The sequence below is a fragment of the Sporosarcina sp. G11-34 genome, from assembly GCF_026931025.1.
Map to the genome: position 1 here is coordinate 1 of NZ_JAHNZW010000006.1, position 25,342 is coordinate 25,342.

Genomic DNA, 25,342 nt, shown 5'->3' on the forward strand with positions numbered 1-25,342 from the left:
TTGTGTTGATAATGCCAACCTTGATCTGAATGGATTGTGGTGCGATATTTTGCGTTTCTTACGATGTCGAGTGCTTCTTCTAAAGGCTTCATCACAAAATCAAGAGTAGGATGCATATTCATACCGTGGGAGAGAATCTCTCCATTATACATATCCATCATCGGACTGAGATAAAGTTTACGTTCATCTAAACATTTAAACTCCGTTATGTCCGTTGTTAGTTTTTGGTACGGGATAGGTGTGTTAAAGCGACGGTTCACCAGGTTCTTTGCCACTGTACCTACGGTACCATTGTAGGAACTATAGCGACGTGATTTCCGAGTAAACTTTGTCCCCTTCAATCCGAGCTTGTGCATGATTCGTTGTACTTTTTTGTGGTTCACTAGAATATCGCGATTTCGTAATTCTAATTGAATCCTTCGGTAACCATAATTCCCATCATGTTCAGTGAAAATAGATTGGATGGTTTCTTCGAGCTCTTGATTTGGATTGTCTTTTTTCAATCGTTTTAAATGATAGTGGTAAGACGACTCTGGAATATCTACAATCTCCAAGACATCCTTCAGTCGGAATTTATCCTTGAGTTCGAATGATAGCGCTGTTTGTGCCTTTCGAGATAGCCGTCCGGATCCATCTGAAAAGCTTTTAACTTTTTTAAGTACGCTACCTCCAGACGCAAGAGTTCATTCTCTCGTTCTAATTTCTGTTCACGTGTCATCTCGTCCTTTGAAGTAAGCTGTGTGCTTTTGACGTTCTTCGCTTTATCAAACATGGCTGGCCTTCCTCTCGGTTGGTCCAGGGCTTCCGCGCCACCTTCAAGAAACTTCTTATTCCATGAAGAAATCATAGGTGGATTCGTTAGGCCGAAGTGAAGTGCCGTTTCTGTCAGCGAAGCGCCTGTCCTTTTTATAAAGCTTAGTACATCGAGCTTGAATTGAACAGAATAAACTTCGTTACTTTCCTTTCTAAATAATCCTTCTACACCATACTCCTTGTATACTAGTACCCAATTTTTGATCTGTGTAGTGGATTTTATTTTATATTTTTCAGCTAACCGTTTATATCCAAGTAGTCCCGCCAGATATTCACGCACAATCATTACTTTAAATTCGTCACTATATTTAGCCATAATAAAACACCCCAAAAGTTAGTTTTCAACTCTAACTTTTGGGGTGCACTACAAATCTGATTTTCGGAACAGCTTTTTATTAGTTTAGTAACGCTTTTACTTTAGAGATTACGTTCTCTTCACTGAAACCGTACTTTTCGATAACAGTATTTCCTGGAGCACTTGCACCGAATGTATCGATTGTAATAAGTTCTCCCTCGTCGCCAACATACTTATGCCAGCCAAGTGATGCACCCATTTCAATACCTACGCGTTTTTTCACGTCTTTCGGTAGAACACTTTGTTTATATTCCACGTCTTGCTTCTCAAATAGATCCCATGAAGGCATGGAAACGACAGATACATCGATACCTTCTGCTTTTAACTTCTCTTGTGATGCTACAGCCAAGCTCACTTCAGATCCCGTCGCAATAAGAATTGCATCTGGTTTTTCTTTAGTTGCCGGAGAAACAATATAAGCACCTTTTTTAACGCCTTCCATTGCTTGTTCCGCTGATTTCGGTAGAACTGGCAAGTTTTGACGTGACAGTATAAGAGCTGTCGGTGTGTTTTTAGATGACACAGCAATATTCCATGCAGCAGCTGTTTCGTTTGCATCTGCAGGACGAATGACAGATAAGCCCGGCATTGCACGAAGTGATGCTAACTGTTCAACTGGTTCATGTGTTGCTCCATCTTCTCCAACTGCAACGCTATCATGTGTAAATACATATGTCACAGGAACGCCCATAATTGCAGACAACCTGATGGCAGGACGGACGTAGTCACTGAACACGAAGAATGTTCCACCGAATACATGCAATCCACCGTGAAGTGCCATTCCGTTAAGTGCAGTTCCCATTGCAAATTCCCTAACTCCGAACCATATATTACGGCCAGAGTAATCGGATGGCAAGAAGTCACCAGACTCTTTAATTGTCGTATTATTCGAACCTGCTAAATCGGCACTTCCGCCAAACAACGATGGAACTTGCGTGGCAATTGCATTAATCGCCTGTCCGGATGCAACGCGAGTTGCAAGGGAGTTTCCTACTTCGTACGTTGGAAGAGATTGTTCGAATTGTTCCGGTAACTTGCCGTCAATCGCGTCTTTCAATTGGTTTGCAAGTTCCGCATGTTCTGCTTCATACTTTTCGAATAGGTCATTCCATGCTTGCTCTTTTTGAACACCTAATACTTCTGCCGCGTCTTGGAATGCTTCGTATACGCCATCTGGCACATGGAAATCTTCCTCAAACGTCCACTTGTAATAGTCTTTTGTCAGTTTCATTTCATCTTCACCAAGCGGTGCACCGTGTGCCGCGGATTTACCTGACTTGTTAGGTGAACCGTATCCGATGACTGTTTTTACTTCAATCATCGTTGGACCGCCGACATTCCCTTTTGCTTTTTCAATCGCTTCAGAGACAATAGCAATATCATTGCCATCTTCGACACGGATATAATTCCATCCGTATGATTCGAAGCGTTTTTGAATGTTTTCAGAAAATGACATATCGAGTTCGCCGTCTAGAGAAATATCGTTACTGTCATATAAAACAATTAGTTTGTTTAGTTGTAAATGACCCGCTAGTGAAATGGCTTCAGCAGCAACGCCTTCCATTAAATCACCATCCCCACAAAGTGCGAATGTGTGGTGATCCACAATGTTAAAATCGGCTTTGTTATATGTAGCAGCAAGGTGTTTTTCAGCCATTGCCATACCAACAGCCATACCAATACCTTGTCCAAGTGGACCTGTTGTCGCTTCAACACCAACAGTATGTCCGTATTCCGGATGTCCTGGAGTTAAAGAGCCCCATTGTCTAAAGTTTTTAATTTCCTCCATTGGAAGGCCATAACCTCCAAGGTGAAGTAGGCTATAAAGAAGCATTGAGCCATGCCCCGCTGATAAAACAAAACGGTCGCGGTTAAACCACTGCGGATTTGATGGGTTGTGATGCATATGTTTTGTCCAAAGCGTATAAGCCATCGGTGCAGCGCCCATAGGTAGTCCAGGGTGTCCAGAATTTGCTTTTTCAATTGCATCAATTGAAAGTGTACGTATCGTGTTAATTGCAAGTTGATCGATTTGTTTAGTCATTTAAGTACTTCCCTTCCCAGCTATATCTTTTCTACATCTCTTAGTTTAGTCAAACGGCAGAGTAAATACAATATGCAAGGCCAATCTGACACTTAGTTGAGATACTTTCCATCACGCGCACGTTTCACTTTTTCCGGTGTTACATCGTTTCCTTCAGGATCCACCACTTTTACATGTTCAATCGTTTCACGCATCGAAGAACGGAATGTCTCAAGATATTCTTTGCGAAGATTCGTTTGTTCTTTCGCTTCTTCAATTGAAAGACCTGTCGTTTTCGATTTTTTTGAAAGCTCATTAATTCGATTTATTTTTTCTTTAGAAAGCATTTTTTATTCCTCCATCTTTATAGTACAGAATGATTTAAAGAGTATACAAAAAGAGCAGGAAGTGCAACAAATCAGCCTTCTTGCTCCATTTCATATTCTTTAAACCTGCGATGGACGGTTGCCTTACTTACATCGTGGCCGAGCCCTTTAAGAACCCCCGTAATCTCTTCGTAAGTTAACCCTTTATCACGAAGTGCCACTATTTCACTGACAGGAACCTCCAACCGCTCACGACCTTCAGCGTTCCCTTTATTCTTCAAATTCTTTTCAGGACGATATCCTTCTCGTACTGCTCTTTTCATACCGCGTCTAATTTTCGCATTGTGCAATTTCCGCTGATACTCTTCTACAATAGACAATATTTCTAGAAGCATTGTATCCATTTCATTCAATGCGATTGGGCCGCTTTCACTATATGTATAGATTTCCGTCTCTGTTTTTGCAAGGAGATGCAGCACGGCCATTCGGGCATTGCCTCGTCCAAGTCTTGTCTCATCTTGAATAAGCACCGTCTGAATTTTCTCTTCACGAACAAATTCTAACAGATCAAGTAAACCTTCCCGGTCCATATCGAACCCACTATGTTTGTCTCTAAATGTTTCGACATGTGTAAGCCCTAACTCATCGGCTAGTTGCTCTAGCTCCTCTTCTTGCCTTGACAATGACATTTCCTGTTCTTCTTTCTCTGTACTCACCCTACAATAGATTACACACTTCTTAACTCGTTCGCTCAATCCTTATCACCTGCTAAATTAGTTGCAATGTCATTTCTATCCATGGCATTGACTCTCGGTATTTTCAAATCATGTCCTATTTGTATATTAACAGATGTAAGGTTATTTAATTTCATCACTTGTTCAATCCATTTTTCAGAAGATATATTATCGCCGTATTGTACCGAAAGACCCCATAACGTGTCCCCTTCTGATATCGTTACTTCTTCCACCGCAAAATCAGCACCTATTTTTTTCGTTCCAATAAATGAAAAAGTAATACATAAGACCAAAATAAGAAGTAAGTAACTGTTGTTTTTAATAAAAGTCATCATTTCTCCCCCTAAGAATGTTTGTTCGGAATACATGTTCTTATATTAATTTAAATATTATTGTTTGTCAACACCTTTTCCAGAACTAACGTTTGCCATTTTTATATAGCGCTGATATACTAATGTTAATGAATTGTTTCTTTTCGGTAGTGGAAAACTACTAGACACAAAGAAACGAACAAACTACTATTTGAGGGGTGAATTTCATGAAAAAAATTTCAAAACGCCAAGAAGACATTATGACTTTTATCAAAGATGAAGTGAAAACAAAGGGATATCCACCATCCGTAAGAGAAATTGGAACTGCGGTAGGCCTTGCCTCGAGTTCAACCGTCCACGGGCATCTTGCAAGACTTGAAAGTAAGGGCTACATAAGAAGAGACCCAACAAAACCAAGAGCAATTGAAATTTTAGATCCTGAAGGACTTAACGCGTTTACACCTGGCGTACTAAATGTGCCGCTCGTTGGTAAAGTGACTGCTGGTCTACCAATCACCGCGATTGAAAACATTGAGGAATATTTTCCACTACCAGAATCGTTTGGTACGATGGAAGATAAGTTGTTCATGCTTGAAATTGTAGGAAATAGTATGATTGAGGCTGGAATTCTTAATGGGGACTATGTCGTCGTTAAACAACAGCAATCTGCACAAAATGGAGAAATTGTTGTTGCTATGACAGATGAGGACGAAGCAACTGTCAAACGTTTCTTTAAAGAAAAAGATTACTTCAGACTTCAACCGGAAAACTCTTCAATGGATCCAATCATTGTAGATAACGTATCCATACTTGGTAAAGTTGTCGGCGTCTATCGAATGATTCATTAATATAAAAAGAACTGTTCAGTTCACTCCGCTACAATAGGGTGAAAGAACAGTTCTTTTTTATTTTGTATCAATAAGCTTTTCATCCACAAGCTTGCCAATTGAAGATAACACTGCCGCCTTCACATGCTCATAAGTAAGGCCACCTTGGACATAGGCAGTATATGGCGGCCTGATTGGGCCATCTGCTGTCAACTCGATGCTAGAGCCTTGGATAAATGTTCCCGCGGCCATTATGACATCGTCTGTGTATCCCGGCATATAGGAAGGTTCTGGCGCATAGTGAGCATTGATTGGTGAGTTTTCTTGGATTGTTTGGCAAAACGCAATCATTTGCTCCGCATTACGGAAAGATACAGCTTGAATCAAGTCTGTTCGCTTGTCTGTATAATGCGGTGTCGTATCTAAACCAAAATCCTCGAGAAGGGCTGCCGTAAAGAGGGCGCCTTTAACCGCTTGACTTACCACATGAGGCGCAAGGAAAAATCCTTGATACATTTCAAGTAGTGTATCTAGTGATGCACCTGCTTCTGCACCTAGACCCGGTGATGTCATTCGATATCCGCATTGTTCAACGAGATCTTCACGACCCGCGATGTAACCACCCGTTCTGACAAGTCCGCCACCTGGGTTTTTAATAAGGGAACCTGCCATTAAGTCGACCCCAACTTCCGTCGGTTCTTTCTCTTCGACAAACTCTCCGTAGCAGTTATCGACAAAGACAATTAGTTCAGGATTGACTTCTTTTACTTTACGAACCATTTCACCAATTTCTTCAACCATGAAAGAAGGACGATCTGAATACCCTTTTGAACGTTGGATACCAATCACTTTTGTTTTGCTATGAATATTTTTTATAACTTCTTCAAAGTTAACAGAGCCGTCTTCATTCAAATCAATATGTTTATATGTAATTCCATAATCATTAAGAGAACCCGTGTCTTTACCATTTCCCGAAACGATGGAATCCAATGTGTCGTATGGCTTACCAGTGATATATAATAATTCATCTCCCGGGCGTAAAACCCCAAATAAACTAATCGAAATTGCATGTGTGCCAGATATAATCTGATTTCGTACTAGACAAGATGCAGCGCCAAAAACATCTGCATATACACGCTCTAAAACGTCACGACCTTCGTCGTCATAGCCATAACCAGTCGAACCATTTAAATGGAAATCACTAACTTTGTTCTTTCTAAAAGCAGAAAGTACTTTTCGTTGGTTGTAAAAAGCTATTTTTTCCACGCTAGAGAAAAATGGAACGAGTTTCTGTTCAATTTCTTCTGCTTTTTTAATTAACACATTATTTTCATCATCAAACATATTATTTAATCCTCTTTCTTGTCACATATTCCATACATAATCTTATCAGCTTGTCCGTACAGGTCAATATTTATCATTTTTAAGATTGACAGTTCCCTTAAACTGAGTAAAGTATTTAGTAGTAGTTGGAATTGGGGGAAGTTGCTTGGCTTGGGATGTTTTTAGTTTAATTGGCACAATTGCATTTGCCGTTTCTGGCGCAATTATTGCGATGGAAGAAAAATATGATTTGTTCGGTGTCTATATATTGGGGGTCGTAACTGCATTCGGCGGGGGTGCATTACGCAATCTGCTTATTGGCGCCCCTACGGCCACGCTGTGGGATCAAGGATTTTTGTTTCAAATGGCCCTTATTTCGATCACTGTTGTATTTTTACTCCCTAGTAAATTAATGTCTCACTGGGAGCGCTGGGGTACTTATTTTGACGCGATTGGGCTTGCCGCATTTGCCATACAAGGTGCGCTGTTGGCTGTTCAGTTAGGATTACCCGTCGGTGCTGTTATCGTCGCGGCCGTTTTAACGGGGTCTGGCGGAGGGATTATAAGAGACCTTCTTGCGGGTAGAAAACCTTTAGTCTTTAAGAAAGAAATATACGCCGTTTGGGGTGCCTTAGCTGGGCTTCTAATCGGAGTCGGTCTATTCAAAGAAGGTTTCTCACTTTATGTACTGCTTGTTCTTACAACCGCACTGAGAATATTATCAATCGTTTTCCATTGGAGACTTCCAACTAAAAAAATCGTTAAAAACTAAACAGAGACTCTGACGCAGTCATCACAAAGATGACCTATTCGCAATTGCGCATAGGCCATCTTTTCTTCGTCTTGATATATTGAAATAAAGCAATTTTTTTGTCACTCTTCAGGATTCATTATTACTGTCTTAGATGGTGCAAACGTTGAGATAGCATGTTTATAAATAAGTTGTTGCTTTCCCTCGGACTCCAATAGAATTGTATAATTATCGTAGGATTTAATAAGTCCTTTTAGTTGGAATCCGTTTATTAAAAATATTGTTACAAACGTATTGTCCTTTCGTAACGTGTTTAAGAAAAACTCCTGCATATTGACCTGTTTCATACGCTAACTCCCCCTGTTAGATAACCAAATTTTAAATGCTCTCTTAAGTTGTATTCGCTTTCAACGGTCAAAATCCTTCAATTTATTCAAAATACTCTTTGTTATCACTTCAGCACCCAATTGCGCATCGAACCAAGTAATATCTAGTTTGTTTCGGAAATAAGTCATTTGTCTTTTTGCGTAGTTTCTCGTGTTTTTCTTAATGAGCTCCACTGCCTCATCTACTGATAGGACACCTTCGATGTATTGGTAAAGTTCTTTATAACCAATTGCTTGGACAGACTGAACGCCCCGAATACCTTCTTCCCATAAACCTTTCGCTTCTTCAAGCAAACCTTGCTCCATCATTAAATCAACGCGTTGACCAATTCGTTCATATAATAGTTCACGTTCTACTTGCAGACCGATAATTTGATGGCTATAAAGGGCACTTTTCCCTACATCTTTTTCATGACTCCCTTTTGTTTCGCCTGTTATTTCAATAATTTCAAGCGCACGGATAAGACGTCGATGATTGTTTGGATGTATTTTCTCAGCGGCTACGGGATCTTTTTGAAGTAGTTGTTCATACATTGGGTCGGGGCCTTTTTCTAGTAATTCTTTTTCCAGTCGATCCCTCACTTCTGGATCTGACGCTTCTTCGGTAAAACGAAAATCATACAATACCGCTTGTACATATAGACCCGACCCACCTACGATAATCGGTATTTTCCCTCGCTGTTGAATGTCTTTTATCCACCTGCGGACTTCTGTTTGATATTCAGCAACAGAAAACGAGTCTGTCGGTTCTTTTATGTCGAACATATGATGTGGGATTCCATCCATCTCTTCAGATGTTATTTTCGCCGTCCCAATATCCAATCCCTTATATACTTGCAACGCATCTCCGTTAATAACTTCCCCACCGATTTTTTTTGCGAGTTCAACACTTAAAGCTGTCTTACCTGAAGCTGTAGGACCAACGATTGCGAGGACATCTGGTAAATTCATCATCGATTTGCCATCCAATCCAGAACCTTTTGGGTAGCTTCTTCTTGCTCCGTGTCGTTCAGTATTTCATGTCTTCCCTCGTCATAAAGCAGTACCGTTACATCTTCAATCCCCGCCCGATTGTACGCTTTCGCTACTTTCCAAACTGCTTTTCCAAAATCGCCAACCGGATCTTTTAAGCCCGAAAAAAGCAATATGGGTAATGTCTTACGGATTTTCTTAATTTCTTTTTTCTTATGAATCATTCCAAGACCGTCAAACAAGTCAGAGAAAAACTGCGTCGTTGGTATGAACCCACAATACTTATCTCTTACATATGATTCAACTATGTCCCGATCTTTTGAAATCCAGTCAAACTTTGTTACTGGTTTGTCAATTCCTTTATTGAAGCCTCCAAAAACGAGCGAATCCAAAAACTCATTTGGCTGATTGAATCCTTTCCTTTTCCCCGACAAATAAGAAACGGCTTTTCCAGCATAACGAGCAACTCCCGGATTACCGCCTGTACCAGAAAAAATGGCAAGATCAACAACATCCCCGTGCGTTTGAATAAATCTACGCCCTATAAAAGAGCCCATACTATGCCCGAAAAGAATGAACCGAGGAGCTGAATTCGATTCACGGAAAAACGTCACGGCTTCAAATGCATCCTCTACGACACGGTCAAATCCAGCTTCGTCCGTAAAATGTCCTCTCATCCCATTTAATGCGACGGTTCTTCCGTGTCCTCGATGGTCATGACTGGACACGATATACCCATTAGCCGCAAGATTTTGCGCAAATTCGCGGTATCTTCCACTATGCTCAGCCATGCCATGAAGAATATGGACATGTCCCACTGGTTTCCCTTCAGGTTTTAAGATGAACGCATAAAGTGAAAAACCATCCGTCATTTCAATTGATAATTCGTTCAATAGTTTGCACCATCCTTCACTTTTGCTGCTATATAAGTTGAACTTATGATTCTTTCTACTCTCTAGTTGATTGTAGTGAAGAGCGGCGACTCCAGCGGGAAAAGCGCGTCCAGGTGAGACCCCGCAGGTGCTTGCACCGAGGAGGCTCACGGACCGCCCGCGGAAAGCGTCCGCTCGGAACGGAAATCAACGGTTAGTAGGATTCTTTAGTTCAACATATATATTTACATTATTCTTTTGAACATCTTTTCAATTTCATATGTTGTAAAATGCACGAGCACAGGTCTCCCATGCGGACATGTAAATGGATTTTCTGCCGCGGAAAGGTCTCCTATTAACTTTTCCATATCCGTAATTGTTAAATAGTGATTCGCTTTTATCGATTTTTTGCAACTCATCATAATTGCAGCTTCTTCCCGTAGTTTACCGATATCGATTTTACGCGAAGTTAGCACTTGCTCAATAATCTCTTCAATAATTTCTTGCTCTTCTCCAGCAGGAAACCATGCTGGAAATTCTTTCACTACATAGGCAGTTGGTCCAAACTCTTCTAAATAAATACCAACGTCTTTAAACAAAGACATACTTTCTTCTATTTTCGCTTTTTCATCTGCTGAATAATGAAACAAAAGTGGAATGAGTAGTTGTTGTCTTTCTTCGTCGTTCGTTTCTTTTAACTTGTCTCTAAAAAATTCGTATTTAATACGTTCTTGTGCAGCATGCTGATCAATCATGAAAAATCCGTCCTCATTTTGCGCGACAATATATGTACCATGTACTTGTCCTACAGGAAAAATCATAGGGAATCTTTTTTCAGGTTTCACTGGTAATTCTTCCGGAGCAATAGGCGGTTCATTGACTACCCATGGGCGCTCCTCTTCAGTTTCCACGCCTTGGGTATATACTTCCTCGATCGACTCCTGTACAGGCTTCTGGCGCACTACAGACTTACTATCCCAGATACTTACTTGCTCAGAGGGAATGCGGACTAGATTCTCCTTTTTTGTAACTGTAGGAACGATGATGTTTTTCTGTATTGCACGGCTAATTGCCTCTTTTATAAGTGTCAGCAGTTCGCCTTCTTTACTCATTCGGATTTGTTGCTTCGAAGGATGCACGTTGACATCGGTTAAGATTGGGTCGCCTTCGATATTCACAACTGCGATTGGAAAACGTCCGATTGGCAAAAATGTATGAAACGCATCGATTACCGTTTTGTCGATGGCATAACTTTTTACCCATCTGCCGTTTACCATCAACGTTATATAGTTTCTTGAAGCACGCGTCATTTCTGGAAGCGAAACGTAACCGCTCACTTTGTAATCCGCATTTTCTCCTTCGAACGCAATCATTTTCTTCGCCATAGCCATTCCGTATATATCCGAAAATACGCGAAGCTGATCGCCACTTCCATATGTTTGCAAAAGAATTTGACTATAGTGAGAAAGCTTGAAAGCAATCTTAGGGTGACTTAGTGCAAGACGATTGACTAGACCAATTGTATGCCCAAGTTCTGTTTGAATGGTCTTCATATATTTGAGTCGTGCAGGTGTATTGTAAAATAGCTGGGAAACTGTAATATCCGTTCCTTTACGCAAAGCCGCGCTATTATGCTTAATAAGCTGGCCTCCTTCGATACGGACTTCTGTTCCAGCTGTTTGTCCATCGGACGACCATAAATCAATTTTTGAAACGGATGCAATACTCGCCAGTGCCTCGCCCCGAAAACCGAGAGTCCGGATTCGAAACAAGTCGTGTTCATTCATAATTTTACTCGTTGCATGACGTTCAAACGCACGAATCGCATCGTCCGGACTCATTCCTTTCCCATTGTCCGTGACACGGATTTTCATCAAACCTGCTTCCTCAAGTGAGATTTCGATCAATGTACTGTCCGCATCAATGGCGTTTTCCACAAGTTCTTTGACGATGGAAGACGGGCGTTCAACAACTTCCCCAGCTGCAATTTTATTTGATAATGTATCATCCATTACTTTGATGATATTCACTGTAGTCACCCTTTCCTTGAACTCAGCTTTTCTTTCAATTCAAAAACGTACTGCAAAGCTGATAGAGGTGTCATGTTTAGAACGTCCTTGTCTTGAAGGTTCGTCAAAACTTCTGTTTCTTCTTTGGAAACCGTAACTTGTTGTTCACTGTTTAAATCAAAGAATGCAAGTTGCTCCGGTTCGTTCGATTCGATGGGTGCTGTCTTAGCACTTTCAAATTGTTCGAGCAATTCTTTCGCACGATTGAGTAAAGGCGTAGGTAGTCCAGCGAGATCAGCAACGTAGATTCCATAGCTTTTATCTGCCGCCCCTTTCATCACTTTATGGAGAAAGACGACTTTCCCATCTTGTTCCATTGCAGCTACGTGAACATTTTCGAGTCGGACAAGTTCTTGGTCCAAGTTTGTTAGTTCATGATAATGCGTAGAAAACAATGTATTCGCGCCGATTTCGTTGTGGATATGCTCCATCATCGCTTGTGCTAGTGACATACCATCATATGTCGATGTGCCCCGTCCAATTTCATCGAACAAAAGCAAGCTTTTCTCGGTTGCATTGGCAATTGCATGTTGTGATTCCATCATTTCCATCATGAATGTACTTTGACCAGATGCTAAATCATCCGCCGCTCCAATTCTCGTAAAGATTTGATCTGTAACCGGTAGCGACGCACTTTCACAAGGAACGTAACAACCTATTTGTGCCATCACTACGATAAGAGCAACTTGGCGCATGTATGTACTTTTCCCGGACATATTCGGTCCCGTGATTAACAACATATTGGCTTCGTCTGTCAATTTACAGCTATTCGCAACGTAAAGTGCATGATCCATCATTTTTTCAACGACAGGATGTCGACCATTTTTAATTTCAAGTGCCTTCCCCTTATGGAATGATGGTTTTACATAGTTTTGATTTTCAGAGACAGTTGCAAAAGATAAGAGAACATCAAGCTCACTTAAAACAGACGCGAGCTGCTGAATTTTTCGTATATGTGCTTTCATTTCCTCCCGGATCTGTGTAAATAGGACGTATTCGAGCTCCAATCCTTCCGCTTCCGCATTAAGTATTAAATCTTCTTTCTCTTTCAATTCAGGTGTTATATACCTTTCAGCATTTGCAAGAGTTTGCTTTCGTTCATAGCGCTCGAGATCAGCCAAATGAATATTCGATTTCGTAATTTCAATATAGTATCCGAATACTCGGTTATACCCTATTTTAAGGTTTTTAATGCCCGTTTTCACACGTTCTTGTTGTTCCAGTTCCGCGAGCCACACTTTTCCGTTCTTTGCTGCATCTCGATATGTATCTAGTTTCGCATCAAATCCATCTTTTATAACGCCGCCTTCTTTAATCGTTATCGAAGGATTTTCCGTGATTCCAGTTTCCAAAACCGACCTTGTTTCACTGCATGTGTCAATTCTTTCCGCAAATTCCTGAAGTAAAGGCCTGTTGGAATTTGACAGCAAGTTTTTAATTTCCGGGACCCTTCGAAGCGAGTTTCGTAATTGGGCGAGATCTCTTCCTCCTGCGCTTCCCATTGAAATCCGTCCTGCAAGACGTTCTAAATCATACACTTCTTTCAAGCTCGTTTTTAACTCGTCTTTCAAGAAAAATTCTTCAATTAGTTCAGTTACAGCTTCTTGTCTTTTTTTAATTTCAATCATGTCTGCTAATGGTTGGTGTATCCACATCTTCAATTTCCTTGCACCCATCGCAGTTACTGTTTCATCTAGCAACCAGTATAAAGATCCTTCTTTTGTGCTGTTTCGAATGGATTGCACAAGCTCTAAATTCCGCATTGAATTCGCGTCGATTGATAATTTCGCTTGCTTATGAATAAATTTGAATGGCTGTATATGTTCTAGCGCTGTTTTCTGTGTTCTTTTTACGTAAGAAACAAGTTTACTACATGCTTCCATAACATCTTGTGGAACATTTTCAGTTGTTTCCAGATTTTCGGCACCCGATTCAATCGATAGCACAATATTGCGCTTTGCCATATTGTCACTAAGTGCAATATGAAGACTTTCGCCGACAACAACTTCTTTCATCCCAAGTGTTTCAATTTCAGCTATAAGCGTTCGCTCGTCACCTTCAACGTATTGTACTTTTCCTTCCCCCGTAGACAAATCAAGGTAGGCAAGCGCGTAATTTGCTTCATCGATAATATCAGCAGCACCGATGAAATGATTCATGTTCGTATCAATGCTTTTTCCTTCTGTAATGGTACCGGGCGTTATTACCCTTACCACTTCTCTTTTTACAATGCCTTTAGCTGTTCTTGGATCTTCTGTTTGTTCGCAAATTGCCACTTTATGGCCTTTGTGAACTAACGTTTCGATATAGCCCGCGGCTGCATGATAGGGTACGCCACACATCGGAATCCGATTTCCACTTGCGGCATCCCGACTTGTTAGAGTGATTTCAAGAATCTGAGACGCTTCTGTTGCATCTTTGAAAAAAAGTTCGTAAAAGTCCCCGAGTCTAAAAAATAAAAATGCATCTTCGTATTCCGATTTTACTTTTAAATATTGTTGCATCATTGGTGTGTGATTCGTCATTTGTCAACCTCGCTACAATTTATGTTTTCTTTATTATAACAAAAAAAAGTTAAAAAAGCGCAAGCGGTCCGCTAACCCCAAGAAGCGCTAGAAGTTCACACAATTGAAAAAAGCCGGATAAATTTTCCGGCCTTTTAAAACGGTGGTGTATCTTTTCCTCTATTATGATCATGCCCATGGTCTTGGTCATGACCTTTACTTGGTCCCTTGCCATGATCGTGGTGGCTTGATGATTCTTCACTAAACGACCATTCCTCTTCAAAGCTATGAGGATGCACAGTAATACAGATTTTTGTTTCCCCTACAACTTCAGCAAGCAATTCGCGCTCGATACAGATTACGAATTTCTCTCCGCAATCAGCAATAATTGCTTCCGTACAATTTGGGTGCTGAATGACGTTGACGATAATTTCCTCGTGGCCTGATGTAGGTTCATCGCGGTAGTGCAGGCGTATTCGGTCTTTGTAAGGGATTGTTTCCGTGAAAACAGACGTCTTTGAATGATCGTGATGGGAATACCAAACGTTCACATCGAATTTGCCGGTAACCTCAATAAACTTACCGGTTTTCTTTGCTGAATGAGTATGGTTAATGACCCAGCAGCCAAGTATACTCGTCGGACAGTTTGGCGGTTTTAACGTTTCTTTTGACTCAGTCCGTTTTCTTCCTTTGGCAATAACTGCCTTCGTCACAATCTGACGCAAATTTTTCAGCTCAATTCCTCCTTCAGTCGGTTCAATTCATCTTATGCAGTAGGAGCCCAGAGAGTGAAAAAATCGGCAGGATTTATTTCCCGCCGATTCGTCATATATTTTTATAGTTTTTCATATGTCGTATTTTTTACGTAAGAACCTGTTTCGCCACGCAACAAGTCACCATCTGTTGCTTTAATGATTTCGTCGGTAACACCATTCGAAATTGTAGTCGACACAAGTTGTAACAGATCATTGACTTCCATTTGAGATTGTTTGAATTCCTGAACAATTGGAACCGCGTCAATGTCGCCTTGAACTTTATCAATTTTACCTTCGATAATAGAAAGCGCTTTTTCTTTTCCATACTGTTGGAAGTTAACTGCTTGTTTTTGCAATGATTTCAAGCTCGCAATGCTTTCACGAACTTTTTGATTTTCGTTAATTTGTTCTTCTGCACGTTTGAAAAATTCAACTTGCTCCGTATTCGCAATCATTAGCGCAATTTCTTCTGCTTTTGCAATAATTTCATCTTTTGTATACTTTTTTTCCATTACGACATCACCTCTTCTTTTTCTACAACACCTAAAAATTCACCATCAAGCGACCATGTTTTCGCCGCTGTAATTTTCACATTCACAAGCTTTCCAATAACTGACTGTGGAGCTTTGAAGTTCACAAGCTTACTTTTTCGTGTATAGCCCGCAAGTACTTCGTCATTTCTTTTGCTTGCCCCTTCAACGAGCACTTCAACAATTTCACCTTCGTAAGGCTTCATCGCCTTGGCGGAATAGTCATTGACAAGCTGATTGAGTCTTTGAAGACGCGCTTTTTTTACTTCCATCGGGATATTATCTTTCATTTTCGCGGCTGGAGTACCATCCCTTGGAGAATAAATATATGTGAAAGCCGTTTCAAAACCAACTTCCTCATATAAAGTCATCGTTTCTTCGAACTGTTCATCTGTTTCATTCGGGAACCCGACAATAATATCAGTTGTTAAAGCGACACCGGGAATGGCTTCCTTTATTTTACGAACGAGAAGCAGAAACTCTTCTCTCGTATAAATTCTACCCATAATTTTCAATATAGCGCTTGAACCCGATTGAACCGGTAGGTGAATATGCTCAACAAGATTGCCGCCTTTCGCAAGTACTTCAATGAGATCATCATCGAAATCGCGCGGATGACTTGTCGTAAAACGGACCCTAGCAATGTCTATTTTTCGTAAATCGTCCATTAAATCACCCAAACCGTAAACAACGTCGTCGAAATCTTTCCCGTATGCATTCACGTTTTGACCGAGCAACGTTATTTCTTGATAACCTTGCGCAGCTAATTGCCTTATTTCTTGAATGATATCTGCTGGTCTTCTGCTTCGTTCCTTGCCCCGTGTATAAGGAACGATACAATATGTACAAAACTTATCGCAACCATACATAATATTGACCCATGCTTTAATATTACCATGACGTACTTTGGGAAGGTTTTCAATAATATCGCCTTCATTGGACCAAACTTCTATAACCATTTCTTTCGACATATATGCCTCGTGTAAAATATGAGGAAGTCTGTGGATATTATGGGTTCCGAAAATCATATCCACTTGGTCATATGTCTTCAAGATTTTATTGACTACGGATTCCTCTTGCGACATGCAACCACAAACCCCGATTAACACATCTGGGTTTCTTTGTTTAAGCGGTTTTAAATGACCTAGTTCACCGAACACTTTGTTTTCCGCGTTTTCACGAATTGCACATGTGTTCAACAGAATAATGTTTGCATCTTCAACTGTGTCCGTCGGCTCATAGCCAAGACCCATGAAAATACCAGCCATCACTTCTGTGTCATGTTCGTTCATTTGACAACCGTATGTCCGAATAAGAAACTTTCGGCCTTTTCCCATGCCAATAAACCGCTCATCAATTTTAAAATCATCATGATACTTGATTTCTTCTTGACCGCGTTTTCTCGCATCTTTCAATGAAGGCGGCGTATAGACACTTTCAAAATAATGACTGTAATCCTTTTCTTCTGCTGATTTAGATAGACCTGGTTTTAAAAGCCCGGAATTCAGGCGTTGTTCTTCATTCATTACAACGTTCCCCTTTCCTACACTCTTTCGGGAATACTAACATACATGAACATATTATACTTAACTATAGGTCAACTGTACAAGAAGAGGCTTGTTTTGTCGGTTGTTTGTCACAAATTTCGCCTAACAAATAAAGGCCATTGGAGTTTCCCCCATGACCTTTATTTGTTAGTATGCAATTGATCGTTTTACTTTCGTTCTTTTTTCTCAACTAATAACTTTAATGCAGTCCGTCCCTCACCGTTAATTGTTATATCTGTGAATGCGGGTGCACATGTAAGATCCGCTCCGCTCGGTGCAACAAACCCCCGTGCAATAGCAATCGCTTTTACTGCCTGGTTCAGCGCTCCAGCCCCTACCGCTTGCATTTCAGCATATCCTTGCTCTCTAATAACTGCGACGAGTGCCCCTGCAACTGAGTTAGGATTCGAGCGTGATGATACTTTCAATGGATTCACCATTTTTCCCCCTTATTTTCCGATGTCTATGGAACGGAACTGTCCATAAACTATCCTATGAGAGAGAAGAATGGTTTAGACGCAAGTCACCCTTGAAACGGACGATCGTCATTGATAGAAACACGTTCTACGAAAAGTGCTTTTCCTGTTTGATCGTCAATTTCAGTAAATAAGCCATTCAATTGTGTGCGACCTTGTTTTGGTACTTCAAAACGAACGGGCATATTTGTTTTAAAACGATAAAGAACGTCTTCTTTTTTCATACCTAAAATTTCATCGTAAGGGCCCGTCATACCCGCATCTGTTAAATAAGCAGTTCCCCCTGGCAAAATACGGTCATCGGCCGTCTGAACATGTGTGTGCGTTCCTACGACCACTGAAGCTCGTCCGTCCAAATGCCACCCCATAGCTATCTTCTCACTTGTCGCTTCTGCATGAAAATCAACAAAAATAAGCGGCGATATTTCTTTTGCTTCCGCGATTAGTTCTTCTGCTTTGGCAAATGGATCCCCGTGTGGTGGAAGGAACGTCCTTCCGTGGAGATTAATAACGGATAATGTTACACCATTACGCGAAATTGTTGTCATTCCTTTACCTGGCGCTTCATCTGAAAAGTTCGCAGGGCGAATAAGATAATCTGTTTCATCGATGAAGTCGTAAATTTCTTTTTGATCCCACGTATGGTTTCCCATTGTAATGACATCCACTCCGGCCCGTAACAAGTCATCGAAGATTGCTTTTGTAATGCCTCGTCCAGAAGCAGCATTTTCACCATTTGCAATGACAACGTCTGGATTGTATTTTCTTTTTAACCGTGGTAAATAACGATAAATCATATCTCGTCCCGGGGAACCAACAATATCACCAATAAATAATACTTTCATAAAAAAACCCTCTCCATAATAGAAAAAGGGCTTCCGAGTACTTCAGTCCGGAAGCCCTTTTTCTTATTTTGCGTATTCAACCGCCCTTGTTTCACGGATGACTGTAACTTTTATGTGACCTGGGTAATCCAGTTCTTCTTCAATTCTTTTTCGAATGTCCCGTGCAAGACGATGGGCCGTTATATCATCAATTTGGTCAGGTCGAACGATAATGCGCACTTCGCGCCCCGCCTGAATTGCAAATGATTTCTCGACGCCTTCGTATGATTCCGAAATTTCTTCAAGCTTTTGAAGTCTTCTAATATAGTTTTCAAGTGTTTCGCTTCGAGCACCTGGTCTAGCTGCCGATAATGCATCCGCCGCTGCGACAAGCACCGCAATAACCGATGTCGGTTCTGTATCTCCGTGGTGAGATGCAATACTATTAATGACGACCGGATGTTCTTTGTACTTCGTTGCTAATTCCACACCAATTTCGACATGACTACCTTCAACTTCATGATCGATTGCTTTTCCGATGTCATGAAGAAGTCCTGCGCGTCTTGCAAGCGTAACGTCTTCTCCAAGCTCTGCCGCCAAAAGCCCTGTAAGGTATGCAACTTCCGTTGAATGCTTCAGAACGTTTTGTCCGTAGCTCGTACGGAAACGCAATCTTCCAAGAATTTTTATTAAATCCGGATGTAGATTGTGAATACCAATATCGAATGTTGTCTGCTCACCCGTTTCACGGATAAGCTCGTCCACTTCGCGTCTTGACTTATCGACCATTTCTTCAATTCGCGCTGGGTGAATACGACCATCTTGTACAAGTTTTTCAAGTGCAAGACGTGCAGTTTCACGGCGAATTGGATCAAATCCTGACAAAATAACTGCTTCCGGTGTATCATCAATAATTAAATCGATTCCCGTTAACGTTTCAAGTGTACGAATATTACGACCTTCACGACCGATAATTCGACCTTTCATTTCATCATTCGGTAAGTTGACTACCGACACCGTTGTTTCAGCAACATGATCTGCTGCAAAACGTTGCAGTGCGATAGAAAGTATTTCACGCGCTTTTTTGTCTGACTCTTCTTTTGCTTGCAGTTCTGATTCTTTCGTCATGACGGCGATATCTGTTGCAAGTTCTTTTTCCACTTCGCTTAGGATGAGTTGCTTTCCCTCTTCCCTAGTGAGTGAAGATATCCTTTCAAGTTCCGTCTGTTGGACGGTAACGAGCTCTTCCGCCTTGCGTTCCATCTGTTCAATCTGCTGTTGTCTTCCGGTAAGCGCCTCATCTTTGCGCTCCAGACCCGCTTCTCTTTTGTTGAGAGCATTTTCTTTGCGGTCAAGATTTTCTTCCCGTTGTAAATGGCGATTTTCCTGTTTTTGCAGTTCTGATCGCCTATCACGGATCTCTGATTCCGCTTCAATTCTCAGTTTGTGAGTTTCATCCTTCGCTTCCAGGAGTGCCTCTCTTTTCACAGACTCCGCTTCTCGCTTCGCCTCTTCGACGATTGTTTCAGCCGAGTGTTTAGCACCTGTCACTTTTGAATCGTTCACTTTCTTATTAACAAAATAGATAACAAAAGCACCGACGATGAAGCCGAGCAAAACGGAGATGATTATTTCCAACATCCAAGTCACCTCCTACTTTTATTCTTTTCATTTTCAGTCGGCCCGTATATCAACATTCAACATACTGCCAAAATCATATTATAATGGATGTACAATTATACAACCTAATTGTATATGTGTAAAAATGACCTGTCAAGGATTCACGGGTCTCTATTCAAGAAAATAAACATCCGGACTCCGGGTTTTAAAGAGTGGAAACCCGCGAGAAGAGCGAGCATTACGGCGATTTAGGCGGACATCTGCGAAAAGAGAGTACATCCCATCCGATTGAGTGGACATTATCATGGATAAAGTGGGCATTACAACGATTTGAGCGGACATCTGCGAAAGCTTAGTGCTAAGCGATGCCTTCGCTAGATTGGTATTCACATTCAAAAGGTCAGCATATACAGCAAAAAAACCATTCCAACCGCTTTAGGAGTTGGAATGGTTTTGGACATTCATATGTTCAGCATATATGGGTGACTTATTTTTTTTCTTCCTCAAGAAGGAGTGCAAGTTCTTCTTCATCATCCACATCGTGGCCGTCAACTACGACGGGTTCCCCATCAAGACCGAAAGATGCTCTAATTTTTTTGTCGATTTCCTCGCGAATGGCGGGGTTCTCCATAAGAAATTGTTTTGCATTTTCGCGTCCTTGTCCAAGGCGTTCGCCCTCATAAGAATACCATGATCCACTGCGCTGGACGACTTCGGCATCCGTACCAAGATCGACGATTTCCCCTTCTTTCGAAATCCCAAGTCCATACATAATATCGACCTCGGCCAAACGGAATGGAGGTGCAACTTTGTTTTTCACAACTCGAATTCGAGTTTTGTTTCCAACGATATCGTTTCCGTCTTTTATAGCTTCGCCTCGACGGACATCGATACGGACAGATGCGTAGAATTTAAGCGCGCGTCCACCAGGAGTTACTTCTGGACTTCCGAACATAACCCCAACTTTTTCACGAATTTGGTTGATGAATATTGCATTTGTTTGGGACTTGTTAATGGCACCAGACAATTTACGTAGTGCTTGTGACATCAGTCGAGCTTGTAGACCGACGTGGGAAGCACCCATCTCTCCTTCAATTTCCGCTTTTGGTACGAGCGCAGCTACGGAGTCAATAACAACGATGTCAACTGCTCCACTTCGAACAAGCGCTTCACAAATTTCAAGTGCCTGCTCTCCTGTATCAGGTTGTGACAATAGAAGTTCATCAATGTTTACACCAAGTCTTTTTGCATACTCTGGGTCGAGCGCATGTTCAGCATCGATAAACGCCGCTTGGCCACCTGCCGCCTGCGCCGCCGCGATTGCGTGAAGTGAAACTGTCGTTTTCCCCGAACTTTCAGGTCCATAGATTTCAACTACACGGCCACGTGGATATCCACCTACGCCAAGTGCTATATCAAGTGCAAGTGAGCCACTTGAAGTTGTAGAAATACCACGATTAGTCTTTTCTCCAAGCTTCATAATTGACCCTTTGCCGAATTGTTTTTCAATTTGTTTCAACGCCATATCGAGTGCGGCTTTACGATCCTTCAAATTTATTTCCTCCTTCAAAATAATGTTCTGTTTTTCTTACTATCCCTACTATACTCTTTTAATGAGAAATACTCAACTAAAAAACGAACACTTATTCGATTAAGTTCTTACAATTGCATTTTCATTTGAATATATAGGTCGAAGTTAAGCTTTTATCTCATATTCATGTGGAAAGTTAATTTTTCGACTCATTTTCTGTCAAATACTTAATTAAGTAATAAAGTGCAAATCGAGCCGAACGCAACCGATTTGTATTTCTCGATCCTGAAAGGGCCAATTTATGCGTTTTCGGTTTAGCGTTTGGCATGGCAATACTAATCCACACAGTTCCGACTGGCTCTCCGTCGTGCGGGTCGGGACCTGCTGCGCCCGTTATTCCTACCCCTATACTTGTACCAAATTTATGCTTCACGTTCACTGCTAATACTTCCGCACACTCTGCACTGACAGCACCATGCTCTGCAAGCAAGCCCGGATCAACACTAAGTTGGCTAACTTTCATGTCATTATTGTAGACGACGATTCCGCCTGACAAAGACGAACTAATCCCAGGCTCATCTGCTAACTCCGCCATAAAAAGTCCAGCTGTTAAACTTTCGGCGGCGGCAAGTGTAAAATTATTTTGTTGAAGTAAGTCAGCCGCCTTGGATGATAGTGTATCCTCATCCATTCCATAAATAAATTCACCAACGAGTGATTTTATTTCTTTTTCCACAGGATCAATCAGTTGATTTGCTACTTCCACTGAACTTGCTTTAGCAGTAATTCTCAACGTAACTGCTCCAGCAGTTGCAAGAGGTGCAATCGATGGATTCGTCTGTTTTTCCAATAAATCTTGTATGCGGAACTCAAGCTCTGCCTCACCGATTCCGTAAAACTTCAGAACGCGGGACGTAATTACTTCCTGTGTGCCAAGAGCTTCGAATAAATACGGAGTTGCCTCATTCGTAAACATCGGTTCCATCTCATGCGGCGGCCCTGGTAAAAGTATGTAATGTATACCTTCTTTTTCGACGGCCATACCCGGAGCCATACCCGTTCGGTTTGGCAGTACTTTTGCACCTTCAAAAACAAGTGCTTGTTTTTTGTTGTTCTCCGTCATATCTCTCCCAGTACGTTTGAAATACTGAGTAATATAAAGCAGCGCTTCGTCGTCACTAACAAGTGTTGAACCAATTTGGCGAGCAATCGTTTCTTTTGTCAAATCGTCTTTCGTCGGTCCTAACCCGCCAGTGAAAATAAGGATGTTAGCACGTTTTTTTGCAATCGAAATAACTTCTTCCAACCGAGCCGGATTGTCACCAACAACTGTATGATAATAAACATCAATTCCAACTTCTGCAAGACGCGAAGAAATAAACTTTGCGTTCGTATTCATAATTTGACCAAGCAACAATTCTGAACCTACTGCAATAATTTCCGCCCTCATCTAACGAATCCCCCCTTTTACATCGATTCGACTAATATACGTCTGTTTTTATAAAAGTAATCTGCACCCGACCAAACCGTAAATATAAGCGCAATGTAAAGCATAATCATGCCAAAAGGCACACCCATCGATTCGAAAAATATATTATTCAAAAGCAATGATGAAATGGCAACAATCTGTGCGGCAGTTTTAATTTTACCGAGTTGGTTAGCAGCTACAACTTCTCCGCCTCCAGCAAGAATAAGTCGTAGACCTGTCACTGCGAACTCACGACTAATAATTACAATAACTATCCAAGAAGGTGCCGTCCCGAGTTCAACCAAAATAATTAGTGCAGCGGAAACGAGTAATTTGTCCGCAAGCGGATCAAGAAATTTCCCCATATTCGTTACTAGATCATACTTTCTTGCAATATAACCATCTAGCCAATCAGTTAATGAAGCGAATATGAATATAAGCCCCCCAATTAGATGACCTAACTCCATTTCTGTTCCTGCAACAACTACATGTCCAAAACCGAAATCGACAAGCATAAATAACATAAAAATTGGAATGAGCAGTATACGTGATACTGTTATTTTATTTGGTAAATTCACTTGGAAGCACTTTCCTTTCAAAGAAAATAGTCATCTACGTAGATGACTATTATTCTTTCTTATATTCAATAAGTATATTTTGTGTAACACGATCTGATGTATATTCAAGAAGCTCGCCATTTACATATATTTCAGCCGATGGCGTCTGACCAACACGAATTCGAACAGATTCTGAATCTGCTACTTCTAACACTACTTTTTCTCCAGCCGCCATTTCGCGAGCGGGAGTCATCCGTTCTTTTTTGGAACTATCTAATACACTGATCCATGAAGCACCCTTCGTACGTATTTCAAGTGAAAACGTATCTGTTCCCGTTAAAGAATACGTTGACGTTTCACCAGCCACTTGTACATGCTCAAGCGTTTGCTTGGCAACTACGGTGTCCTTTTCTGCATTTTCGTCGTCTTTTTTATCTTCGCCATCCGTTTTTACAGCTGGTTTTCCAGGATCCGTTTTGTTACTATCTTGCATTGTTATTGGATCTTGTGTTCCTACGTCTTCTATCGGCTTCGTAGTTTCAGTATGTTTATACAAGAAATAAACAACTACAATTATGACAATAATAAAAAGTGCAACCGTAATTTTAGGCATTATTTCGCTGAATCGATTATTCCTACTTCTTGACATACTACTTCTGTTTAGTGTTGGTGTCGCATGCTGATTTCGATTTTGTTCCTCTTCAGATTTTACGGACGGTGCGCTGTCCTTGTATAACAAAAGCATTTCGTCCGCATTAAGCCCTACCGCATCTGCATATTGCTTAATAAAAGCACGTACATAGAAAGACCCCGGCATTATGCTGTAATCTTCATTTTCGATACCTAAAAGATATCTTTTTTGTATTTTAGTTATTAACTGTAAATCGTCTAACGTAAAACCTTTTGCTGTTCTCGCCTCTCTAAGACGATCACCTAATCCAGACACCAAAAACACCTACCTATCAAAAATTAAATATGTTGAATCCTCCCGCTGATCCCCGGTCAGACATCATATGATTTTGTTCCAAAACTTCATATGTAATTTCTTCGTCCGGAGTCGTTCGCAATTCAATAATGTAATCAAAATCCTCAATATTATACTCGGAATGTTGGACAAATATGTCCGGATGTTCAACTACTTTTATAGAAGGAATGCGCATCATTTCTCGAACGAGCTGTAAATGTCGCTCATCCGATGCTTTTCGTGACACAATACCATCCAGTATAAATATATTATTTTTAGAAAACTCATCCCCTGCTAGAGTGTTCCTCACAGTTTGCTTAATCATTGTCGATGAAAGAAATATCCATTTCTTATTTGCACAAACACTAGCCGCGACAATCGATTCCGTTTTCCCAACACGAGGCATGCCCCTAATTCCAATCAATTTATGGCCGTCTTGTTTGAACAGTTCCGCCATAAAGTCCACTAGAACTCCAAGTTCATTTCGAAGAAACCGGAATGTTTTTTTGTCGTCTATATCCCGTTGAATATAACGCCCGTGACGCACGGCAAGAATATCCCTTAATTTCGGCTCGCGAATTTTCTTCACTTTAATTGTTTCCATTGTAGATGCAATCAGTTCGAAACGTTCAATCTGGTCATCGTCTTCGGTCTTAAGCAACATTCCCCGACGTCCGCTATCAACCCCATTAATCGTTACAATGTTCACTCGCAACATCCCAAGTAGTGATGCAATATCACCTAGAAGACCGGGACGGTTTACTTGGATTTCATATTCGCAATACCATTCACCCATTTGAGACA

General features: G+C 41.0%; 25 protein-coding genes and 1 pseudogene. 3 read left to right on the forward strand and 23 right to left on the reverse strand.

All coding sequences use genetic code 11. From position 1 onward, the window contains the following. From KSU66_RS09595 to yneA, 6 genes and pseudogenes are all read right to left on the reverse strand, one after another. Positions 1–602: pseudogene (locus KSU66_RS09595) on the reverse strand (IS3 family transposase); the annotation flags it as partial. Further along, the gene (locus tag KSU66_RS09600; RefSeq protein ID WP_269051233.1) at positions 563–1,129 is read right to left on the reverse strand and encodes a helix-turn-helix domain-containing protein; all 567 of its coding nucleotides are present in this window, start codon (positions 1,127–1,129) and stop codon (positions 563–565) included. The pseudogene KSU66_RS09595 and the gene KSU66_RS09600, both read right to left, overlap by 40 nt. A 79-nt stretch (positions 1,130–1,208) precedes the next feature. Continuing rightward, positions 1,209–3,212 (reverse strand): transketolase, encoded by a 2,004-nt coding sequence (tkt, locus tag KSU66_RS09605; RefSeq protein ID WP_269051234.1) that lies wholly within the window; start codon positions 3,210–3,212, stop codon positions 1,209–1,211. A gap of 92 nt (positions 3,213–3,304) precedes the next feature. Continuing rightward, positions 3,305–3,538, reverse strand: a complete 234-nt coding sequence (locus KSU66_RS09610) for a DUF896 domain-containing protein (protein WP_269051235.1) — start codon at positions 3,536–3,538, stop codon at positions 3,305–3,307. 71 nt (positions 3,539–3,609) lie between these two features. Beyond that, complete coding sequence (locus tag KSU66_RS09615) at positions 3,610–4,272, reverse strand: YneB family resolvase-like protein (RefSeq protein ID WP_269051236.1); 663 nt, start codon at positions 4,270–4,272, stop codon at positions 3,610–3,612. Then, positions 4,269–4,583, reverse strand: coding sequence for a cell division suppressor protein YneA (yneA, locus tag KSU66_RS09620; RefSeq protein ID WP_269051237.1), 315 nt, complete (start codon positions 4,581–4,583; stop codon positions 4,269–4,271). Before yneA ends, KSU66_RS09615 begins: the two co-directional genes overlap by 4 nt. Before the next feature lie 206 nt (positions 4,584–4,789). Here yneA and lexA point away from each other — a divergent pair, with 206 nt between their 5' ends. Then, positions 4,790–5,410, forward strand: coding sequence for a transcriptional repressor LexA (gene lexA, locus KSU66_RS09625; protein ID WP_269051238.1), 621 nt, complete (start codon positions 4,790–4,792; stop codon positions 5,408–5,410). Positions 5,411–5,467: 57 nt separating this feature from the next. On the opposite strand, the gene KSU66_RS09630 is transcribed toward lexA, so the two are convergent. Continuing rightward, positions 5,468–6,733 (reverse strand): methionine gamma-lyase family protein, encoded by a 1,266-nt coding sequence (locus KSU66_RS09630; protein WP_269051239.1) that lies wholly within the window; start codon positions 6,731–6,733, stop codon positions 5,468–5,470. Between the two features lie 145 nt (positions 6,734–6,878). On the opposite strand from KSU66_RS09630, the gene KSU66_RS09635 reads away from it, so the two are divergent. Continuing rightward, positions 6,879–7,484, forward strand: coding sequence for a trimeric intracellular cation channel family protein (locus tag KSU66_RS09635; protein ID WP_269051240.1), 606 nt, complete (start codon positions 6,879–6,881; stop codon positions 7,482–7,484). 101 nt (positions 7,485–7,585) lie between these two features. Here KSU66_RS09635 and hfq read toward each other — a convergent pair whose 3' ends face one another. The 11 genes from hfq to rny form a co-directional block, all read right to left on the reverse strand. Next, positions 7,586–7,810 (reverse strand): RNA chaperone Hfq, encoded by a 225-nt coding sequence (gene hfq, locus KSU66_RS09640; protein WP_269051241.1) that lies wholly within the window; start codon positions 7,808–7,810, stop codon positions 7,586–7,588. 60 nt (positions 7,811–7,870) lie between these two features. Beyond that, positions 7,871–8,803, reverse strand: coding sequence for a tRNA (adenosine(37)-N6)-dimethylallyltransferase MiaA (miaA, locus tag KSU66_RS09645; RefSeq protein ID WP_443028962.1), 933 nt, complete (start codon positions 8,801–8,803; stop codon positions 7,871–7,873). After that, positions 8,800–9,714, reverse strand: coding sequence for an alpha/beta hydrolase (locus tag KSU66_RS09650; RefSeq protein WP_269051242.1), 915 nt, complete (start codon positions 9,712–9,714; stop codon positions 8,800–8,802). The genes miaA and KSU66_RS09650 overlap by 4 nt, the downstream gene beginning before the upstream one ends. Positions 9,715–9,938: 224 nt before the next feature. After that, a complete protein-coding gene (gene mutL / locus KSU66_RS09655; protein ID WP_269051243.1) occupies positions 9,939–11,723 on the reverse strand; it encodes a DNA mismatch repair endonuclease MutL in 1,785 nt (594 codons plus the stop codon). A gap of 5 nt (positions 11,724–11,728) precedes the next feature. After that, positions 11,729–14,287 carry a DNA mismatch repair protein MutS gene (gene mutS / locus KSU66_RS09660; protein ID WP_269051244.1) on the reverse strand — a complete coding sequence of 853 codons (2,559 nt, stop codon included), beginning with the start codon at positions 14,285–14,287 and terminating at the stop codon, positions 11,729–11,731. 134 nt (positions 14,288–14,421) lie between these two features. Next, the gene (cotE, locus tag KSU66_RS09665) at positions 14,422–15,000 is read right to left on the reverse strand and encodes an outer spore coat protein CotE (RefSeq protein ID WP_269051498.1); all 579 of its coding nucleotides are present in this window, start codon (positions 14,998–15,000) and stop codon (positions 14,422–14,424) included. Between the two features lie 101 nt (positions 15,001–15,101). Next, positions 15,102–15,533, reverse strand: a complete 432-nt coding sequence (locus tag KSU66_RS09670; protein WP_269051245.1) for a RicAFT regulatory complex protein RicA family protein — start codon at positions 15,531–15,533, stop codon at positions 15,102–15,104. Beyond that, on the reverse strand, positions 15,533–17,077 hold the full coding sequence (gene miaB, locus KSU66_RS09675) for a tRNA (N6-isopentenyl adenosine(37)-C2)-methylthiotransferase MiaB (RefSeq protein WP_269051246.1): 1,545 nt from the start codon (positions 17,075–17,077) through the stop codon (positions 15,533–15,535). The genes KSU66_RS09670 and miaB overlap by 1 nt, the downstream gene beginning before the upstream one ends. Positions 17,078–17,265: 188 nt before the next feature. Then, positions 17,266–17,535: a stage V sporulation protein S gene (locus tag KSU66_RS09680; RefSeq protein ID WP_269051247.1), complete on the reverse strand. Its 270-nt coding sequence runs from the start codon at positions 17,533–17,535 to the stop codon at positions 17,266–17,268. A gap of 86 nt (positions 17,536–17,621) precedes the next feature. After that, positions 17,622–18,419, reverse strand: coding sequence for a TIGR00282 family metallophosphoesterase (locus tag KSU66_RS09685; RefSeq protein WP_269051248.1), 798 nt, complete (start codon positions 18,417–18,419; stop codon positions 17,622–17,624). A gap of 63 nt (positions 18,420–18,482) precedes the next feature. Next, entirely contained in the window at positions 18,483–20,039 is a 1,557-nt protein-coding gene (gene rny, locus KSU66_RS09690) for a ribonuclease Y (RefSeq protein WP_269051249.1), read from the reverse strand. 191 nt (positions 20,040–20,230) lie between these two features. On the opposite strand from rny, the gene KSU66_RS09695 reads away from it, so the two are divergent. After that, a complete protein-coding gene (locus KSU66_RS09695) occupies positions 20,231–20,374 on the forward strand; it encodes a hypothetical protein (RefSeq protein WP_269051250.1) in 144 nt (47 codons plus the stop codon). A gap of 131 nt (positions 20,375–20,505) precedes the next feature. Here KSU66_RS09695 and recA read toward each other — a convergent pair whose 3' ends face one another. The 5 genes from recA to KSU66_RS09720 form a co-directional block, all read right to left on the reverse strand. Further along, positions 20,506–21,570, reverse strand: coding sequence for a recombinase RecA (gene recA, locus KSU66_RS09700; RefSeq protein WP_329958800.1), 1,065 nt, complete (start codon positions 21,568–21,570; stop codon positions 20,506–20,508). 175 nt (positions 21,571–21,745) lie between these two features. Continuing rightward, positions 21,746–22,999, reverse strand: a complete 1,254-nt coding sequence (locus tag KSU66_RS09705; RefSeq protein ID WP_269051251.1) for a competence/damage-inducible protein A — start codon at positions 22,997–22,999, stop codon at positions 21,746–21,748. 17 nt (positions 23,000–23,016) lie between these two features. Beyond that, positions 23,017–23,595, reverse strand: a complete 579-nt coding sequence (gene pgsA, locus KSU66_RS09710; protein WP_269051252.1) for a CDP-diacylglycerol--glycerol-3-phosphate 3-phosphatidyltransferase — start codon at positions 23,593–23,595, stop codon at positions 23,017–23,019. A 49-nt stretch (positions 23,596–23,644) separates the two neighbouring features. Beyond that, positions 23,645–24,520 carry a helix-turn-helix domain-containing protein gene (locus tag KSU66_RS09715; RefSeq protein ID WP_269051253.1) on the reverse strand — a complete coding sequence of 292 codons (876 nt, stop codon included), beginning with the start codon at positions 24,518–24,520 and terminating at the stop codon, positions 23,645–23,647. Positions 24,521–24,536: 16 nt separating this feature from the next. Next, positions 24,537–25,334, reverse strand: a complete 798-nt coding sequence (locus KSU66_RS09720) for a DUF3388 domain-containing protein (RefSeq protein ID WP_269051254.1) — start codon at positions 25,332–25,334, stop codon at positions 24,537–24,539. Positions 25,335–25,342 lie beyond the last annotated feature (8 nt).